The sequence below is a fragment of the Nissabacter sp. SGAir0207 genome (assembly GCF_005491205.1).
Taxonomy (GTDB): domain Bacteria; phylum Pseudomonadota; class Gammaproteobacteria; order Enterobacterales; family Enterobacteriaceae; genus Chimaeribacter.
Genome location: NZ_CP028035.1, coordinates 3,855,545 through 3,871,966, shown reverse-complemented (window position 1 = coordinate 3,871,966; position 16,422 = coordinate 3,855,545). Strand labels below are relative to the sequence as shown.

13 protein-coding genes are annotated in these 16,422 nt (G+C 58.6%); 8 read left to right on the top strand and 5 right to left on the bottom strand.

Annotated features, from left to right (window positions below):
• Positions 1–9 precede the first annotated feature (9 nt).
• A complete protein-coding gene (gene dsbA, locus C1N62_RS17405) occupies positions 10–633 on the top strand; it encodes a thiol:disulfide interchange protein DsbA (protein ID WP_137764803.1) in 624 nt (207 codons plus the stop codon).
• 585 nt (positions 634–1,218) lie between these two features.
• Positions 1,219–4,002 (top strand): DNA polymerase I, encoded by a 2,784-nt coding sequence (gene polA, locus C1N62_RS17400; RefSeq protein WP_137764802.1) that lies wholly within the window; start codon positions 1,219–1,221, stop codon positions 4,000–4,002.
• Positions 4,003–4,360: 358 nt separating this feature from the next.
• Here the strand turns inward: polA and yihA are convergent, their stop codons facing one another.
• Positions 4,361–5,008 (bottom strand): ribosome biogenesis GTP-binding protein YihA/YsxC, encoded by a 648-nt coding sequence (gene yihA, locus C1N62_RS17395; protein WP_137764801.1) that lies wholly within the window; start codon positions 5,006–5,008, stop codon positions 4,361–4,363.
• A 655-nt stretch (positions 5,009–5,663) separates the two neighbouring features.
• Between yihA and yihI the strand changes: the two genes are divergently transcribed.
• On the top strand, positions 5,664–6,209 hold the full coding sequence (yihI, locus tag C1N62_RS17390) for a Der GTPase-activating protein YihI (RefSeq protein ID WP_137764800.1): 546 nt from the start codon (positions 5,664–5,666) through the stop codon (positions 6,207–6,209).
• 185 nt (positions 6,210–6,394) lie between these two features.
• Positions 6,395–7,768, top strand: a complete 1,374-nt coding sequence (hemN, locus tag C1N62_RS17380) for an oxygen-independent coproporphyrinogen III oxidase (protein ID WP_137764799.1) — start codon at positions 6,395–6,397, stop codon at positions 7,766–7,768.
• Positions 7,769–7,802: 34 nt separating this feature from the next.
• Here hemN and C1N62_RS17375 read toward each other — a convergent pair whose 3' ends face one another.
• From C1N62_RS17375 to glnA, 4 genes are all read right to left on the bottom strand, one after another.
• Positions 7,803–7,910, bottom strand: coding sequence for a YshB family small membrane protein (locus C1N62_RS17375; protein WP_240775793.1), 108 nt, complete (start codon positions 7,908–7,910; stop codon positions 7,803–7,805).
• A 106-nt stretch (positions 7,911–8,016) separates the two neighbouring features.
• On the bottom strand, positions 8,017–9,429 hold the full coding sequence (gene glnG, locus C1N62_RS17370) for a nitrogen regulation protein NR(I) (protein ID WP_137764797.1): 1,413 nt from the start codon (positions 9,427–9,429) through the stop codon (positions 8,017–8,019).
• 8 nt (positions 9,430–9,437) lie between these two features.
• Complete coding sequence (gene glnL, locus C1N62_RS17365) at positions 9,438–10,487, bottom strand: nitrogen regulation protein NR(II) (protein ID WP_137764796.1); 1,050 nt, start codon at positions 10,485–10,487, stop codon at positions 9,438–9,440.
• Positions 10,488–10,644: 157 nt separating this feature from the next.
• Positions 10,645–12,054 carry a glutamate--ammonia ligase gene (glnA, locus tag C1N62_RS17360; RefSeq protein WP_137764795.1) on the bottom strand — a complete coding sequence of 470 codons (1,410 nt, stop codon included), beginning with the start codon at positions 12,052–12,054 and terminating at the stop codon, positions 10,645–10,647.
• A gap of 403 nt (positions 12,055–12,457) precedes the next feature.
• On the opposite strand from glnA, the gene typA reads away from it, so the two are divergent.
• From typA to dtd, 4 genes are all read left to right on the top strand, one after another.
• Positions 12,458–14,281, top strand: coding sequence for a ribosome-dependent GTPase TypA (gene typA, locus C1N62_RS17355; protein ID WP_137764794.1), 1,824 nt, complete (start codon positions 12,458–12,460; stop codon positions 14,279–14,281).
• A 171-nt stretch (positions 14,282–14,452) separates the two neighbouring features.
• The gene (gene yihX, locus C1N62_RS17350) at positions 14,453–15,040 is read left to right on the top strand and encodes a glucose-1-phosphatase (protein WP_137764793.1); all 588 of its coding nucleotides are present in this window, start codon (positions 14,453–14,455) and stop codon (positions 15,038–15,040) included.
• Between the two features lie 28 nt (positions 15,041–15,068).
• The gene (locus tag C1N62_RS17345) at positions 15,069–15,962 is read left to right on the top strand and encodes a virulence factor BrkB family protein (protein WP_137764792.1); all 894 of its coding nucleotides are present in this window, start codon (positions 15,069–15,071) and stop codon (positions 15,960–15,962) included.
• Positions 15,959–16,396: a D-aminoacyl-tRNA deacylase gene (gene dtd / locus C1N62_RS17340; RefSeq protein ID WP_137764791.1), complete on the top strand. Its 438-nt coding sequence runs from the start codon at positions 15,959–15,961 to the stop codon at positions 16,394–16,396. The genes C1N62_RS17345 and dtd overlap by 4 nt, the downstream gene beginning before the upstream one ends.
• The last annotated feature ends 26 nt before the right edge of the window (positions 16,397–16,422 follow it).

Sequence of the window (16,422 nt, the reverse complement as noted above, 5' to 3'; positions counted from 1 at the left end):
CAAGGAATTATGAAAAAGATATTTTTGGCGTTGGTGGGTATGGTGCTGGCTTTCAGCGCTTCAGCCGCGCAGTTCACCAGTGGCGATCAGTATGTCACGTTGGATAAACCTGTTTCTGGCGAGCCTAAGGTATTGGAGTTCTTCTCCTTCTATTGCCCGCACTGTTACCAGTTTGAAAATGTTTATCACATCTCTGAGACCATTAAGAAAAACCTGCCGTCGGACGTTAAGGTCACCAAATATCACGTTGAATTCCTGGGGCCGTTGGGCAAAGAGATGACCCAGGCGTGGGCCGTGGCCATGGCGCTGGGCGTTGAGGAAAAAGTCACCCCGCTGATGTTTGACGCGGTGCAGAAAACCCAGACCGTGCAGACTGCGGACGATATCAAGAAGGTGTTCCTGCAAGCTGGCGTGACCGCAGAGCAGTATGACTCTGCCTGGAACAGCTTTGTGGTGAAATCGATGGTCGTGCAGCAAGAAAAAGCGGCGGCTGACATGGAGCTGCGCGGTGTGCCGTCAGTGTTTGTGAACGGTAAATATCTGGTGAAAAATGATGGCCTGGACATGAGCTCTATGGATATCTACGCCAAACAGTTCTCTGATGTGGTCAATTTCCTGCTGACCCAGAAATAACGCCTCCCTCACACAATGTCGGCCCGGCCGGCATTGTGTTCCCCCTCCCACGCTGTGATTGCCAAACTCCCCATACCCGTTACGCTTACTATTGCCCTGTCGCTGGAGAGATTACCGTCCGCTATTTCCGGGAAGCCTTTGCCTTGCTCTGGATAATGTATTGCGGCTGACCGCGGCTAAAGCACATGGAAAAGAGTCTGACGGCTGAAAAAAGGGAAATGCATTGGGGTGCCAGTGCCACAAAAAAGGGAGATAAAAACCAGGGTGAATATTCCCTGTTCCGCGAAAGGTAAAAATCTCTCTAAACTTATATCCACATTGGCAATACTTTAAAAATTTGCCATCAGGGTGCCAGGATCGTATTTAAGTGTCTGGACTATAAGGATAAAAACGTCGATCCGCGCGTGGATCTGGAAATGGTTGCAAAAGCGCGATCTTTTATGCACAAAGTTATCCACAGCACTGATCTTGGCGATCGCCGCCCCACGGGGTGAATTGATCCTGATGGATGTCCTGCCAATGGTTCGCCTTTCTGGCCAGCTATGGCATCCTTAGAAGATTGACCGAAGACGAAAAAGAGTCGCTATGGCACATATTGCAGAAAATCCCCTGATCCTGGTTGATGGTTCTTCTTACCTCTACCGCGCATACCATGCCTTCCCGCCGTTGACCAACTCCGTTGGCGAACCAACCGGCGCGATGTACGGCGTGATCAACATGCTCAAGAGCCTGTTGCAGCAGTACCAACCCAGCCACGTGGCCGTGGTATTTGACGCCAAAGGCAAAACCTTCCGCGACGAGTTGTTCGCCGAGTATAAATCCCACCGTCCGCCGATGCCGGACGATCTGCGCGCGCAGATCGCGCCGCTGCATGAGATGGTGAAAGCCATGGGCCTGCCATTGCTGGCGGTCTCTGGCGTAGAAGCGGATGACGTGATCGGCACGCTGGCGCTTCAGGCGGAACATGCTGGCCACGCGGTGCTGATCAGCACCGGCGATAAAGATATGGCACAGCTGGTGACGCCCAATATTACGCTGATCAACACCATGAATAATGCGATCCTCGGCCCGGATGAGGTGATTACCAAATACGGCGTGCCGCCGAACTTGATCATCGACTATCTGGCGCTGATGGGCGACTCCTCCGATAACATTCCGGGCGTGCCGGGTGTCGGTGAAAAGACCGCTCAGGCGCTGCTGCAAGGCATTGGCGGGCTGGATGATCTGTACGCCAATCTGGATGCCATCGCCGGCCTGAGCTTCCGTGGCGCGAAAACCATGGCTGCCAAGCTGGAGCAGAACAAAGAGGTGGCTTACCTCTCCTACAAACTGGCAACCATCAAGACGGATGTCGAGCTGGAGGTAAATGGTGATCAGCTCCACGTGATGGCACCCGCCGTCGACGAACTGCATACGCTGTTCAGCCGTTACGAATTTAAACGCTGGCTGAGCGATCTGGAGGCTGGCAAATGGCTGACCAACAGCAAAGCGCCAGCCGCCAACGGTACGGCCAGCCTGGAAGCCGCCACGCCGGAGGTGCCGCGTAACCAGCTGGCGCAGGATGAGTACGTCACCATCCTGACGGAGGCAGAGCTGGATGAGTGGGTGGAGAAGCTGACCGCCGCCGGGCAGTTCGCCTTTGACACCGAAACCGACTCCCTTGATACCCTGACCACCAATCTGGTGGGTCTGTCGTTCGCCATTGAACCGGGCAAAGCGGCCTATCTGCCCGTCGGGCACGATTACATTGATGCGCCCGATCAGCTGAATCTGGATAGCGTACTGCAAAAGCTGAAACCGCTGCTGGAGAGCGACAAGGCGTTGAAGATTGGCCAGAACCTGAAGTTCGATCAGGGCGTGCTGAAGCGCTATGGCATTGAGCTGCGCGGCGTGGCATTCGATACCATGCTGGAGTCCTACGTGCTCGACAGCGTATCCAGCCGCCATGACATGGATACGCTCGCCGATCGCCACTTGGGCCATAAAACCGTCTCCTTCCAGGAGATCGCTGGCAAAGGCAAAAACCAGCTGACCTTCAACCAGATCGCGCTGGAGCAGGCCAGCCACTATGCGGCGGAAGATGCGGATGTCACGCTGCAACTGCATCAGGCAATGTGGCCGAAGATTGAGTCCAGCGAAGGGCTGCCCGTGGTCTTCAATGAGATTGAGATGCCGCTGGTGCCCGTGCTGTCGCGGATGGAGCGCACCGGTGTGCTGATCGACAAAGCCATTCTGGCGACGCACTCGCAGGAGCTGACGGCGCGGCTGAATGAACTGGAGACTCAGGCGCATGAGCTGGCGGAGGAGCCATTCAACCTCTCCTCCACCAAACAGTTACAGGCAATCCTGTATGACAAACAGAAGCTGCCGATCCTGAAGAAAACCCCCGGCGGTGCCCCCTCAACCAATGAGGAGGTGCTGGCGGAGCTGGCGCTCGACTACCCGCTGCCGAAGGTCATCCTGGAGCACCGTAGCCTGGCGAAGCTGAAATCCACCTACACCGACAAGCTGCCGCAGATGATCAACCCGGCCAGTGGCCGCGTGCACACCTCCTACCATCAGGCGGTGACGGCGACCGGGCGGCTCTCCTCCAGCGATCCGAACCTGCAAAACATCCCGGTGCGCAACGAAGAGGGGCGTCGTATCCGTCAGGCGTTTATTGCACCTGAGGGCTACAAAATCGTGGCGGCGGACTACTCGCAGATCGAGCTGCGCATCATGGCCCACCTGTCACAGGACAAAGGGCTGCTGGATGCGTTTGCCGGCGGTGAGGACATTCACCGCGCCACCGCGGCGGAGGTGTTTGGCGCACCGCTGGAGAAGGTGACGGGCGATCAGCGCCGCAGCGCGAAAGCCATCAACTTCGGCCTGATCTATGGCATGAGCGCCTTCGGTCTGGCACGCCAGCTTAACATTCCGCGCCACGAGGCCCAGCGCTACATGGATCTCTACTTCGAGCGCTATCCGGGCGTGCTGACCTACATGGACAGCACACGCAAGCTGGCGGCGGAGAAGGGCTACGTCACTACGCTGGATGGCCGCCGCCTCTACTTGCCGGACATCAACTCCAAGAACGCCATGCGCCGTAAGGGTGCCGAGCGTGCCGCGATCAACGCCCCGATGCAGGGCACCGCGGCCGACATCATCAAACGCGCGATGATCGCCGTGGATGAGTGGCTACAACAGCAGCAGGATCCGCACGTGCGTATGATTATGCAGGTGCACGATGAACTGGTGTTTGAGGTGCATGAGTCGGTGCTGGAGGAGGCTTCTGAGAAGATCCGCTCGCTAATGGAGCAGAGCATGGCGTTGGATGTGCCGCTGCAAGTGGAAGTGGGCGTGGGTGATAACTGGGATCAGGCGCACTAAACGGGCAGATCCTAAGCACTTTTTGTAATTAAGCTACACCATAAGCAGAAGATCTGACGCTATATGCCGCTAAAAGCCGCGATTTTGTGTAAGTAAACTACAAAAAATTCTTTTGTGCTCTGAAAAAATGTTGTAGAGTTAACGGTGTAGGGTACAGAGGTAAGATGTTCTATCTTTCAGACCTTTTACTTCACGTAATCGGATTTGGCTGAATATTAGCCGCCCCAGTCAGTTTTGACTGGGGCGTTTTTTATTGGGCCGCGCCAGCAACGTGGCCGCTTTTTCCCGCAAAAAGCGCGTCGCCCGCGGCAACAAAAAAGGCAGCCACGGGCTGCCTTTTTTGATCGGACGGGGAGGGTTACTCCGCGTCGTCCGTTGACTCTTCCACTACCGCAGGCGGCAGTTCGCTGAACCAGCTATTGAGTTTCTGGCTCAGTTTGTCCACGCCCAGTTTCTTCAGGGAGGAGAACGCCTCAACCTGCACGTCGCCCATAAAGGGCAGCACGGCCTCGCGCACCATGTTCAGCTGCGCCTTGCGCGCGCCAGAGGCCAGTTTGTCGGCCTTGGTCAGCAGCACCAGCACCGGGATCTCCACGGCGACCGCCCACTGAATCATCTGCTGATCCAGATCTTTCAGCGGATGGCGAATGTCCATCAGCACCACCAGCCCTTTCAGGCAGTTGCGCATTTGCAGGTATTCACCCAGCGCCCGCTGCCATTTGCGTTTCATCTCTTCCGGGACTTCCGCGTAGCCATAGCCTGGCAGGTCAACCAGACGCAGGCCGGGCTTAACCTCAAACAGGTTGATCAGCTGGGTACGGCCCGGCGTCTTACTGGTACGGGCCAGGTTTTTTTGGTTGGTCAGGGTGTTGAGCGCGCTCGACTTCCCTGCGTTGGAGCGGCCGGCAAAAGCCACTTCGATGCCTTCATCCGCAGGCAGATGCCGGATGTCCGGAGCACTGGTGACAAAATGGGTCACCTGATAGTTATAAGTTTGGCTGGTCAAAATGGGGTCTCCGTAAGGCTGAGTATCTGGCTGGCGATTATAACTGCATCGTTGCCAAAAGCGGCATGTTTGTCGGTTTTTCTCCCCGCTCGCAGCCAGATTGCAAGGAATTCACCTCGCGCGTGTGAGAGATCTGCCATGCGTGCCGGCAGTTTTTACTTATAATTTGAGTTAATGATTCATCAAAAACAATATATTCAATGAATTAGTAAAAGCCGCCAGCCTGCCGCCCCGTGCGGTGGGTTGTGACACCGAATGAAATCCGTAGAGTAGTCAGGGCAGGAGCAGTGGAGGCGCAGGAGCGCCGCGATCGCAGGATAGGGAAGCGCGATCGCCAGGGAGTGAAGGCAGGGAGTGCATCAATGCTGCCGGGGGCGGCATCCACAGGAAAGGGACCGTCAGGATGACGCTGGCAGGATGCTCCTACTCGTCGCGCCCAGCGCCAGCGCCTGAAGGATCAGGCGGAGCGGGGGGCGATCCCAGACCGGCAAAAAAGGATATTTTGCCGGGTGGCTGGGTAAAAACATCGCTTCTCAGACTGGGAAGCAGATAAAAAGGCGTCAGGGCCCCCTGTCGCCTTTTTTATTTGGCCGCTTTCTGCTAGATTCCGGCGCAATTCTATACTGAAAGTGACCTTTCCCTGAGAGCAGATGCTATGAACCAGTCATCCAAAGCGCCACGCGCGAAAGCAGCGGCACCCAAAACCAAGAAGAAAAGTCGTGTCGAGCTGGATTTAGAAGCGCGCGAACGCAAGCGTCAGAAAAAACGCCGTGGCCTGGTTGCCGGCTCCCGCGCCAACCCGGAGAGCGCACAGAGCAAAGCGGCCGCGCAAGAGAAGCGTGACCCGCGTCTGGGCAGCAAAAAGCCGGTTCCGCTGGTGGTAGAGACGGTCTACGGCAATGCCAAGAAGAAACCAGCCCCCCAGAAAGAGAATAAGCCGCGTCTGTCTCCGGAAGAGGAGCTGGCGATGCTGGAGAACGATCCGCGTCTGGACGCCCTGCTCGACAAGCTGGACGACGGCGAGACCCTGAGCGCAGAAGATCAGGCGTTCGTTGACCAGACCCTGGATCGCATCGACGTGCTGATGGAGCTGCTGGGTATTGAACTGGGCGATGATGAAGACGACGAGATCGACGAAGAAGAGCCGAAAGAGGACATGTTCCAGCTGCTCAAGCGTGGGAACCCGAAAGACGCCTTCTAAGCCGTGAGCTGGATTATCCCGGCAATAGCCCTACTGCTTATGTGTTATCTGGTAGGGTTATTGAGTAAACTGTGGCGGCTGTCGCAACGCAAAGCCCGATTGCGCAGCGCCACCGCAGTCAGAATGATGAGGTCTTCACCTCTCCCCCGACGCGGTAGGCAACGATCCCGTAAGGAGTGAGTGATATGTCTGAACAGGCGGTTATCTGGGATTCGGCCCTGATCCAGAAGTATAACCAGTCAGGGCCACGCTACACCTCATACCCCACGGCGCTGGAGTTCCACTCTGGCTTTGGCGCCGATGCCTTCCAACAGGCCGCGGCCCGTTACCCTGAACGCCCGCTCTCCCTCTACGTCCACATTCCGTTCTGCCACAAGCTCTGCTACTTCTGTGGCTGCAATAAAATCGTCACCCGCCAATCGCACAAGGCCGAGATCTATCTCGATTATCTGGAGAAAGAGATCCGCCTCCGCGCGCCGCTGTTTGCCGGCCGGCAGGTGAGCCAGTTGCACTGGGGCGGCGGTACGCCCACCTTCCTCAGCCCACAGCAGGTTAGCCGGCTGATGGCGCTGCTGCGTGAACACTTCACGTTCCTGCCGGAGGTGGAGCAGTCGCTGGAGGTAGACCCGCGCGAAATCGAGCTGGAGATGCTGGACCACTTGCGTGCCGAGGGGTTTAACCGCCTCAGCATGGGCGTGCAGGACTTCAACAAAGAGGTACAGCGGCTGGTCAACCGTGAACAGGATGAGGCGTTTATCTTTGCGCTGGTGGAACGGGCGCGGGCGCTGGGCTTCCGCTCCACCAACATCGACCTGATTTACGGCCTGCCGAAGCAGACGCCGGAGAGCTTTGCCCACACCCTGCACCGGGTGGCGGAACTCGGCCCCGATCGTCTCAGCGTCTTTAACTATGCGCACCTGCCCACGCTGTTCGCCGCCCAGCGCAAAATCAAGGAGGCGGATCTGCCGACACCGGCGCAGCGGCTGGCCATCCTGCAACAGAGCATCGCCACCCTGACCGGCGCGGGCTACCAGTTCATCGGCATGGACCACTTTGCCCAGCCAGATGATGAGCTGGCAATCGCCCAGCGCGAGGGGCGGCTGCACCGCAATTTCCAGGGCTACACCACCCAGGGCGACGCCGATCTGCTGGGGCTGGGCGTCTCGGCCATCAGTATGCTCGGTGACAGCTACGCGCAGAATGAGAAGACGCTGAAGGCCTACTACGCGCGGCTGGATGCCGGGGAGGACGCGCTGTGGCGTGGGCTGGCGCTAACGCAAGATGATTGCCTGCGACGCGACCTGATCCGCACGCTGATCTGCCACTTCCGGCTGGAGATGCCCGCGCTGGAGCACCAGTACGGCATCCGCTTCCGTGACTATTTCGCGGAGGATCTGGCGCTGCTGGCCCCGCTGGCGGCGGATGGGCTGGTGGAGGTGACGGACGCGGCGATCCGCGTGACGCCGCGCGGGCGCTTGCTGATCCGCAACGTCTGCATGTGCTTTGACCCCTACCTGCGCCAGCAGGCGCGACAGAGCCAGTTCTCACGGGTGATTTGAGGATAGAAAAACAGCCGCATCAGCGGCTGTTTTTTCAATGAAAGAGGCTCATCAGCGCATAACAGAGCACCGCCGCCGCGACCGTTTGCGGGGAGTGGCTGACGGTTGCCGATGTCACTTCAGCGCCTTGCGACAGAAACATCCACACTGCATGAGTCATCGTCTATCTCCCGGTTTAGCGCCTAAATCTTAATACGCCGCACCGGGAAGTAAAGGACAAAAATCGCACAATGTGAGCCGTTGGCGTGCTACTCCATGCCCAGCTCTTTCAGCTTGCGCGTCAGGGTGTTGCGTCCCCAGCCGAGCAGGCGGGCCGCTTCCTGCTTGTGCCCTTGGGTATGGCGCAGGGCGGTGGTCAGCAGGGTGCGTTCCATCTCCGGTTGCGCCTCAGAGAGCAGGTTCTGGTGGCCGGAACGCAGCGCGCGGTCGGCCCACTGCGCCAGCAGCGTCGCCCAGCTATCCGGCAGCGACGGCCCGCCGCTCTCCGGCGCGCTGGTTTCAAACAGTTCGCCCGGCAAGTCCTGAATCAGCACCTCCTGCCCGGCGGCCATCACTGTCAGCCAGCGGCAGGTATTCTCCAGCTGGCGCACGTTGCCCGGCCACGGCAGGCGGGTCAGCGCCGCCTCGGTTTCCGGGTGGAGGTTTTTCGCCTCCACGCCCAGCTCCTTGGCCGCGTCTTGCAGGAAGTAGCGCGCCAGCCGTGGAATGTCCTCGCGGCGCTCGCGCAGCGGCGGTAGATGGACGCGGATGACGTTCAGGCGGTGGAACAGGTCATCACGGAACTTGCCCTCCTGCACGCGCAGCTCCAGGTTCTGGTGGGTGGCGGCGATGATGCGCACATCCACCTTGACCGGCGCATAGCCGCCGACCCGGTAAAATTGGCCATCTGCCAGCACGCGCAGCAAGCGGGTCTGCACATCCAGCGGCATATCGCCAATCTCATCGAGGAACAGGGTGCCGCCGTCCGCCTGTTCGAACCGCCCCTGGCGGATCTGGTTGGCACCGGTAAATGCCCCCTTCTCATGGCCAAACAGCTCGGACTCAATCAGATCCTTCGGGATGGCAGCCATGTTCAGCGCGATAAAGGGCGCCTTGGCGCGCGGGCTGTGGCGGTGCAGCGCATGGGCCACCAGCTCTTTGCCGGTGCCGGACTCCCCGTTGATCAGCACGCTGATCGAGGAGCGCGACAGCCGTCCAATAATGCGGAAGACATCCTGCATCGCCGGCGCTTCGCCGATGATGTCGGCGGTCGGGCCGCTGGCCGGCTGGCTGCGCGGCGGTTGCTGCTGCTCCTGGTAGTGGCTGATGGCGCGCTCTACCAGCGCCACCGCCTCGTCGATGTCAAAGGGCTTGGGCAGGTAATCAAATGCCCCCTGCTGGTAGGCGCTGACCGCCGCGTCCAGATCAGAGTGGGCGGTCATGATAATCACCGGCAGCATCGGGTGGCGCTGTTTAATCTGCTTCAGCAGCGCCAGCCCATCCATTCCCGGCATCCGAATATCTGACAGCAACACGTCAGGGGTTTGAGTGGCAATAGCATCCAGCACTTCACTGCCACTCTCAAAGGTGGAGCAGCTCAGGCCCGCCCCGGTGAGTGCGCGTTCCAGCACCCAGCGGATGGAGCTATCATCATCGACGATCCAGACTATCCCTCGTTGCATAGCAAACCTCACTGGCGAATAGGCAGGTAAACCGAAAATTCGGTATGGCCCGGCCAACTGTTAAATTCAATTTTCCCTGAATTCTGATCGATCAGATTCCGTGCAATGGACAGGCCCAGACCTGTCCCTCCTTCCCGGCCACTCACCATGGGATAGAACAACGTATCCTGCAACAGTGAGGGCACGCCCGGCCCGTCATCCTCAATATCGATCCGCGCGGCCAGACGATAACGTACGCCGTGCAGCGTGATCTGGAAGGCGGTGCGGGTTCTGATGGTAATGGTGCCACCCTGTTCACCCAGCGCCTGCAAGGCATTGCGGGTGATGTTCAGCAGCACCTGTTCAATCTGATCCGGATCGTGCGCCAGTTCCGGCAGGCTCGGGTCATAATCCTTGACCAGCGTGACATTCGCGGGCTTCTCCAGCGACACCAATTGGCAGACCCGTTCGGCCACCTGATGGATGCTCTGGGTAATGTGCTGCCCGGGCCGCTGAGGCCCCAGCAGGCGGTCCACCAGATTGCGCAGGCGGTCGGCCTGCTCAATGATCACCTTGGTGTACTCATTCAGCATCGGGTCGGGCAGCGCCTTTGACAGGAGCTGTGCCGCGCCGCGCAAACCGCCGAGGGGGTTTTTAATCTCATGGGCCAGCCCGCGCACCAGATCGCGCGCGGCGACCTGTTGGGCGTGCTGCAACTGCTCCTGGCTCAGGCGGCGGAGGTTATCCATCGGGGCCAGTTCCAGCAGAATAAATCCTTCCGGCAACGCTTGTGCGGTCAGGGAGAAGATGTGCGCGCGCCCATCCACCACCAGTGTCACTTCGTTGTCGGTAAAACCTTGCCCGGCATTGAGGCTCTCGCGCATCAGTCCGATGTTCAGCGAAAAGTAGCCCAGCAATTCGGGGAGGGGAGTGCCAAACAGCTTGCGCGAGCTTTGCGCCAGCAATTGCTGCGCGGCCGGGTTGGCATAGTGAACGGCGAGCTCCTCGTCCAGCAGCAGGATGCTGTTGATCAGGGAGTTCAGGATCTGCCCAGCATCGGGCAGCTTGCCAGTTGCCATAAAGCAGTCTCCTGCACCAGAGTGGTGCGAATTATCTGTCCTGGCGGTAATTATTACCGATTAGCGGAATATTGCAGGCAAGAGCGTGGAGAAAAAAGCCCATCCGAAGATGGGCTGAAAGTTTCCACGGCAACAAAAAATCGTCTGACCTGGGCGATTACACGCTGTAGTAGAGTTCGAACTCAACCGGGTGCGGCGTCATGCGCACGCGGTCCATCTCTTCTTTGCGCAGCGCGATGTAGGCATCGATGGAGTCATCGGTGAATACGCCGCCACGGGTCAGGAACTCGCGGTCTGCATCCAGGCAGGCCAGCGCTTCTTCCAGGGAACCGGCCACTTTTGGAATTTCTGCTTCTTCTTCCGGCGGCAGGTCATAGAGGTTTTTGTCCATCGCATCGCCCGGGTGGATCTTGTTGATGACGCCATCAAGGCCAGCCATCAGCAGGGCAGCGAACGCCAGGTACGGGTTGGCAGCCGGATCCGGGAAGCGGGCTTCAATGCGGCGCGCTTTCGGGCTTGCCACCACCGGGATACGGATGGAGGCGGAACGGTTACGGGCGGAGTACGCCAGCATGACCGGTGCTTCATAACCCGGGACCAGACGCTTGTAGGAGTTGGTGGTCGGGTTGGCGTAGGCGTTGATCGCTTTCGCGTGTTTGATGATGCCGCCGATGTAGAACAGCGCCATTTCAGACAGGCCGCCGTACTTGTCGCCCGCAAACAGGTTGTTGCCATTTTTGGACAGCGACATGTGGCAGTGCATACCAGAGCCGTTGTCACCGAACATCGGTTTCGGCATGAAGGTCGCGGTCTTGCCGAATGCGTGGGCCACGTTGTGTACCACGTATTTGTAGATCTGGATCTCGTCCGCTTTCTTGGTCATGGTGTTGAAGCGGGTTGCCACTTCGTTCTGACCAGCGGTCGCCACTTCGTGGTGGTGCGCTTCAACCACCAGGCCCATCTCTTCCATGGTCAGACACATGGTGGAGCGCAGGTCTTGGGAGGAGTCAACCGGCGGAACCGGGAAGTAGCCGCCTTTCACGGCCGGACGGTGGCCTTTGTTGCCGCCTTCGTATTTGGTGGAGGAGTTCCAGGCGCCTTCGATGTCATCGATGGCCACGTGGGAACCGGCGATGCTGCTGCCGAAACGCACGTCGTCAAACAGGAAGAACTCCGGCTCTGGCCCGAACAGCACGGTGTCGGCGATGCCAGAGGAGCGCAGGAACTCTTCGGCGCGCTTGGCGATGGAACGCGGGTCGCGGTCATAGCCCTGCATGGTGCCCGGCTCAAGAATGTCGCAGCGAATAATCAGGGTTGACTCTTCGTAGAACGGGTCAAGCACCGCGGTGCTGGCATCCGGCATCAGCACCATGTCGGATTCGTTGATGCCTTTCCAGCCGCCGATGGAAGAACCATCAAACATTTTGCCTTCTTCGAAGAAGTCAGCGTTTACCTGGTGGGCTGGAATAGTGACGTGCTGCTCTTTACCTTTGGTATCAGTGAAACGCAGGTCAACGAATTTCACTTCATGCTCATTCAGCATCGTCAAAACATGTTCAGCGGACATACTAGTTTCTCCCGGATTTTTTTGTCGTCGTGGAACGAATTCCCGTTGCAGAGTAGCGGCTCGCCTTTTGCCAGGCGTTTCACCCTGATTCGCTTTTCGCTCTGTGTAGATATAAGCGAGAAGTGTGCCAACTTTTCGAAGCGCTGATTTATCCCTCTTTTCGTGCCTTTACTCCCCCACCAGTATGCACCAGCATGGGATTTTTGCACCAAAAAGGTGCGTACGGGCGAAAAGTGTGCGCTGTTTTGGTGCGCAAAAGGGCGAATTTGTAAACATTGCACCGTGAAAGGGATCACAAACTAACCGGAGTCATGTTGTTTTACGTTGTGCGATGTGATCTTGTTTAGAACCTCGATTAATACGTGTACAATAGCGCGCTATTTCTAATGCCTGAGGCAAAGCTGTGATCGAAAATTTGCGTAACATCGCCATTATTGCGCACGTTGACCATGGGAAGACCACCCTGGTTGATAAGTTGCTGCAACAGTCCGGTACCTTCGACGAACGTACTGAAGCAACCGAGCGTGTAATGGACTCCAACGATTTGGAGAAAGAGCGTGGGATTACCATCCTCGCAAAAAACACCGCCATTAACTGGAACGACTACCGCATCAACATCGTGGATACCCCAGGGCACGCCGACTTCGGCGGCGAGGTAGAGCGTGTGATGTCCATGGTAGACTCGGTGCTGCTGGTTGTTGACGCAATGGATGGCCCGATGCCGCAGACCCGTTTCGTGACCAAGAAGGCTTTCGCCAACGGTCTGAAACCTATCGTGGTCATCAACAAAGTTGACCGCCCGGGCGCGCGTCCGGACTGGGTTGTCGATCAGGTGTTCGACCTGTTCGTTAACCTGGATGCGACTGACGAGCAGCTCGACTTCCCGGTGATCTATGCTTCTGCGCTGCAGGGCATCGCGGGCACCGACCACAATGACATGGCGGAAGACATGACCCCGCTATATCAGGCGATCGTTGACCACGTTTCTGCACCGAACGTTGACCTCGACGGCCCGCTGCAGATGCAGATCTCCCAGCTGGACTACAACAACTACCTGGGCGTAATCGGCATCGGCCGCATCAAGCGCGGTAAAGTGAAGCCGAACCAGCAGGTTACGGTTATCGACAGCGAAGGCAAAACCCGTAACGGTAAAGTCGGTAAAGTACTGGGCCACCTGGGCCTGGAGCGTATCGACACCCAACTGGCTGAAGCTGGCGACATCGTTGCTATCACCGGCCTGGGCGAGCTGAACATCTCCGACACTATCTGCGACCCGCAGAGCGTGGAAGCGCTGCCAGCGCTGAGCGTGGATGAGCCGACCGTGACCATGTACTTCAACGTCAACACCTCGCCGTTCTGCGGTAAAGAAGGTAAGTACGTCACTTCCCGTCAGATCCTTGAGCGTCTGAACAAAGAGCTGGTGCACAACGTGGCACTGCGCGTGGAAGAGACCGAAGACGCTGACGCGTTCCGCGTTTCCGGCCGTGGCGAACTGCACCTGTCGGTGCTGATCGAAAACATGCGTCGTGAAGGCTTCGAGATGGCCGTATCCCGTCCGAAGGTTATCTACCGCAAAATCGACGGCCGCACGCAAGAGCCGTTCGAGAACGTGACGCTGGACATCGAAGAGCAGCATCAGGGTTCTGTGATGCAGGCGATGGGTGAGCGTAAGGGCGACGTCAAGGACATGATCCCTGACGGCAAGGGCCGTATCCGTCTGGATTACCTGATCCCGGCACGTGGCCTGATCGGCTTCCGTACCGAGTTCATGACCATGACCTCTGGTACTGGTCTGCTCTACTCCACCTTCAGCCACTACGACGACGTGCGTCCGGGTGAAATCGGCCAGCGCCAGAACGGCGTGCTGATCTCCAACGGCCAGGGCAAGGCAGTGGCATTCGCCCTGTTCAGCCTGCAGGATCGCGGCAAGCTGTTCCTGGGCCACGGTGCGGAAGTGTATGAAGGCCAGATCATCGGTATTCACTCCCGTTCCAACGACCTGACCGTGAACTGCCTGACCGGTAAGAAACTGACCAACATGCGTGCGTCCGGTACGGACGAAGCAACGGTTCTGGTTCCGCCGATCAAGATGTCCCTGGAGCAGGCTCTGGAGTTCATCGATGACGACGAACTGGTGGAAGTGACCCCAACCTCCATCCGTATCCGTAAGCGTCACCTGACCGAGAACGACCGTAAACGTGCAAGCCGCGGCCCGAAAGAGGGTTAATCCTCCGCCGCCTCGCTGCATGAGACAAAAAGGACGCCTTAGGGCGTCCTTTTTTTATGCCCGCACTTCCCGTCTGGGATCTTTCCTGCATTTCCGTCCGCCTTTCGCCCTGTTCAGGGCTAAACTTTCCCGCTACAGTGGAAAACCGCATCGCAAAATCAGGAGTGTGCCATGTTGTATATCTTTGATTTAGGGAATGTGATTGTTGATATCGACTTCCGGCGTGTACTGGGCGTGTGGAGCAACCTGAGCGGCGTGCCGCTGGCCGCCCTGAGCGCCGGATTCACCCAAGGGGACGCCTTCCACCGCCATGAGCGCGGCGAGATCAGTGATGAGGAGTTCGCCGCGCTGCTGTGTGACGAGCTGGGCATCGCGCTGAGCTACGAGCAGTTCTCCGCCGGCTGGCAGGAGGTGTTCGTTGGCCTGCGCAAAGAGGTGATTGCCATCATGCAGCGCCTGCGCCAGCAGGGGCATCGGGTGGTGGTGCTCTCCAACACCAACCGGCTGCACAGCACTTACTGGCCGGAACAGTACCCGGAGGTACGCGCCGCCGCCGATGCCATCTACCTGTCGCAGGAGCTGGGTATGCGCAAGCCGGAGCCGCGCATCTACCAGCATGTGCTGCAACAGGAGGGGGTAAAGCCCGATCAGGCGGTCTTCTTTGATGACTCGCTGGACAATGTCGAGGGCGCGCGGGCATTGGGCATCGAAGGGGTGCTGGTGACCGACAGCCATACCGTGCCGGCCTACTTCTCCTGAGGCGGGGCCGGAAGGAGTCTGATTGCTTATGGTGAAGCTGACCTTTAGACCGGAGCGCACGCTGGCAATCTTCCGTTTCAGCGTGCGCTACCTGAAAATCCTGGTAAAGCGCGTCGACCACGACGGCCTGACCCTGCTGGCTGGCCACCTGGCCTATGTCTCGCTGCTGTCGCTGGTGCCGCTGGTTACTGTCGCCTTCTCCCTGCTCTCCATCTTTCCGGTCTTCTCGCAAATCAGCGCGCAGGTGCGGGGCTTTATCTTCAGCAACTTCATGCCAGCGGCCGGCAATAACCTCCAGCGCTATCTGGAGCAGTTTATGTCGAACACCAGCCAGATGACCGCTGTCGGCACCTGCGGGCTGATTGTCACCTCGCTGCTGTTGATTGCCGCCGTGGATAGCGTGCTGAACAAAATCTGGCGCAGCCAGAACAAACGGCCCTTCGTCTACTCCTTTGCCGTCTACTGGATGGTGCTGACGCTGGGGCCGCTGCTGGTGGGCGCCAGCGTGGCGATCAGCTCCTACCTGCTCTCGCTGAACTGGGCCAATACCCACGGGCTGCACAGCATGGTGGATCAGCTGTTGCGCGTACTGCCGCTGCTGCTCTCCTGGATCTCCTTCTGGCTGCTCTACAGTCTGGTGCCGACGGTGCGCGTGCCGATGCGCGATGCGCTGGCTGGCGCGCTGGTGGCCGGGATACTGTTCGAGCTGAGCAAAAAGCTGTTCGCCCTCTACATCACGCTGTTTCCCTCCTACCAGCTGATCTATGGTGTCCTGGCGGTAATCCCGATATTGTTCCTGTGGGTTTATGTCGGCTGGTGTATCGTGTTGCTGGGGGCGGAGATCACGGTCTCGCTCGGCGAGTACCGTAGCCAGCGCCGTGCCGAAGCCATCGTCGCCAGATATGAGAGAAAAGAGCAATGATTGCATTGATTCAACGGGTACTGCAGGCCAGCGTCACGGTAGAGGGCGAGGTGTGCGGCGAGATTGGGCCGGGCCTGCTGGTGCTGCTGGGGGTCGAGCAGGGGGATGACGAGCAGAAAGCGACGCGCCTCTGTGAGCGGGTGCTGGGCTACCGCATTTTCAGCGATGAGAATGACAAGATGAACCTCAACGTCCAGCAGGCCGGTGGCAGCGTGCTGGTGGTGTCGCAGTTCACACTGGCGGCAGATACACAAAAAGGGATGCGCCCAAGCTTTTCGCGCGGGGCGGTGCCTGATGAAGCCAAACGGCTGTATGACTACTTTACCGGCCAGTGCCGGGAGCGCGGCATCGCCACGGAAACCGGCCGCTTCGCCGCCGACATGAAGGTGTCGCTGGTCAACGATGGGCCAGTGACCTTCTGGTTGCAGGTGTAGCCGGAAGAGAACCGGGCGCGGTGTCG

Excerpts from the sequence above, each read along its gene's own strand:
- dsbA (WP_137764803.1), top strand. The coding sequence starts at position 10 with ATGAAAAAGATATTTTTGGCGTTGGTGGGTATGGTGCTGGCTTTCAGC.
- polA (WP_137764802.1), top strand. The coding sequence starts at position 1,219 with ATGGCACATATTGCAGAAAATCCCCTGATCCTGGTTGATGGTTCTTCT.
- yihI (WP_137764800.1), top strand. The coding sequence starts at position 5,664 with ATGAACCAGTCATCCAAAGCGCCACGCGCGAAAGCAGCGGCACCCAAA.
- hemN (WP_137764799.1), top strand. The coding sequence starts at position 6,395 with ATGTCTGAACAGGCGGTTATCTGGGATTCGGCCCTGATCCAGAAGTAT.
- C1N62_RS17375 (WP_240775793.1), bottom strand. The coding sequence starts at position 7,910 with ATGTTTCTGTCGCAAGGCGCTGAAGTGACATCGGCAACCGTCAGCCAC.
- glnG (WP_137764797.1), bottom strand. The coding sequence starts at position 9,429 with ATGCAACGAGGGATAGTCTGGATCGTCGATGATGATAGCTCCATCCGC.
- glnL (WP_137764796.1), bottom strand. The coding sequence starts at position 10,487 with ATGGCAACTGGCAAGCTGCCCGATGCTGGGCAGATCCTGAACTCCCTG.
- glnA (WP_137764795.1), bottom strand. The coding sequence starts at position 12,054 with ATGTCCGCTGAACATGTTTTGACGATGCTGAATGAGCATGAAGTGAAA.
- yihX (WP_137764793.1), top strand. The coding sequence starts at position 14,453 with ATGTTGTATATCTTTGATTTAGGGAATGTGATTGTTGATATCGACTTC.
- C1N62_RS17345 (WP_137764792.1), top strand. The coding sequence starts at position 15,069 with ATGGTGAAGCTGACCTTTAGACCGGAGCGCACGCTGGCAATCTTCCGT.
- dtd (WP_137764791.1), top strand. The coding sequence starts at position 15,959 with ATGATTGCATTGATTCAACGGGTACTGCAGGCCAGCGTCACGGTAGAG.